This is a genomic window from Aeromonas sp. HMWF015 (assembly GCF_963878965.1).
Taxonomy (GTDB): domain Bacteria; phylum Pseudomonadota; class Gammaproteobacteria; order Enterobacterales; family Aeromonadaceae; genus Aeromonas; species Aeromonas veronii.
Genome location: NZ_CAWNZT010000318.1, coordinates 1 through 1864 on the forward strand (window position 1 = coordinate 1; position 1864 = coordinate 1864).

Annotated in this window: 1 protein-coding gene; it reads left to right on the top strand. The window is 57.6% G+C overall.

The window, feature by feature from the left end:
• The coding region (locus tag AACS18_RS16070) for a T1SS-143 repeat domain-containing protein (RefSeq protein WP_445206801.1) at nt 1-1864 on the top strand (1864 nt) is incomplete at both ends.

Sequence of the window (1864 nt, forward strand, 5' to 3'; positions counted from 1 at the left end):
CCAATCACCTCACGTCGGGTGGCAAAGCGGTTACGCTGGCTGCACACAGCACCGGCTGGTATCTGGCTACGGCCGAGGGGGGCAAGCCCGTTTTCTGGGTCCACCTCGATGTTAACGGCAGTTACAGCGTCCATCTGGTTGGCCAGCTTGATCACGGTGCACAGGGCAAGGATGAGTTGACCATCGAAGTGCCGCTGTTTGTCACCGATCATGATGGCGATCGCAGTCCGAACGTCAGTGTGACCGTGACTGTACAAGATGACATGCCTATCGGCACTGTGCTGGCTCATACCCTGAGCGAGGGGAGCAGTACCGTGACCGGCGATCTGCTGCCGACCGCCAATGAAGGTGCGGATGGTGCCCGTGTCGAGTCGATCACCATCAATGGCCAGACGTACGCCATCAATGGCTCTTTGATACAAGATGTGATGAGCCCCGATGGCAAGCAGGTGATGGGAACCCTGACCATCTCTGCCGACGGCTCCTACTCCTTCAAGCCTGCGGCCGGTTTCAATCACGATGCAAGTCAGCTCAGTCAGGTGGTGACAGCCCATCTGGTCGATGGCGATGGCGATCGTGCAGACAGCACCCTGACCCTCAATCTGCAGGATGAAGCGGTGCGTTTTACCGTTAGCGCAGCCATTGGTAACGAAGATCAGGGGGCGCAAGACCCGAGGCTGGGTATCCCTATCAACATGCAGCTCGATATTGGCGATTTCGATCGCGGTGAGCATGTGGATCAGTTGCTTATCCAGGCGCCTGCCAATGCCCATGGCACCTTCTATTACAACGGCGTAGCGCTGACCACTACGGCTGATGGCAAGTGGTTTATCGTGCCGCCAGCGGCCATGGTGACCAGTGATAATGTTCATTACACCACTCAGGGGGTGACCTTTGTGCCTTCAAGCAACTGGTCGAGCTGGAGCAATGGCGGTCAGCCGCTGCACTTCCAGGTGCAACTGCAGGTCGGTGTCACCGAAGGGGCGGAACCTGCGGCTGTAACGGGCGATCTGGCTGTGACAGTGCGCGGCGTGGCCGACAAGCCGATGTGGAACACAGCCAACACCACTCGCCACTATGACACCAATGAAGACAGCATGGGTATCAAGCTGGACGTCAAGGCGAGCCTGACTGATACCGACAGATCCGAGACGTTGACCTATCAGATCAAGCTGGAAGCGGGCAAGGGAACCCTGATGCTCGACGGTGCTGAGCTCAAGCCAAATAACAGTGGCATCTACACCGTTTTGGCCGGCGACATCAACAAGGTGACTGTGGTTCCGGGCAAGGATTTCAGTGGTGACATCAAGCTGTCGGTGACGCCGATCAGCACCGAGAAGAACCCGATCGCTCAGGGTCAGGGTACGGCGCAGGGAGACAAGATTGATCTGGTGATCAACGTCAATCCGGTGGCCGATGACGCCAAGCTCACCGTGCGTGACATTCAGGGCAAGGAAGACACCCTGCTCGATCTGGGCAGCAAGATTGCCCTTGCTCATCTGGGTGACAAACTCGATGGCTCCGAGCAGATGTTTGTCCGCATCAGTGGCCTGCCTGACGGTGCAACCTTGTTGCTGGGTGGTTCCGCCGTTGCACAGAACATAGCCGGTTACTATGAGGTTCCTTTTGATCGGATTGGCGAACTCAAGCTGCAACCGCCGAAAAACAGCAACGTCGATTTCGACCTGACCATCAAGGGGGTGGTGAAAGACACGGCGACCTTGACCGATGCGAACGGCCAGACCCATACCGTGGTGAACGAAAAGGAGACGGGCTCCCAGACCCTTCATGTGGATCTGGTGGGGGTGGTGGATCAGCCCCATTTCGAGCTTGGCAATACCGGCTGGGAGGCCGAAGGGACAGG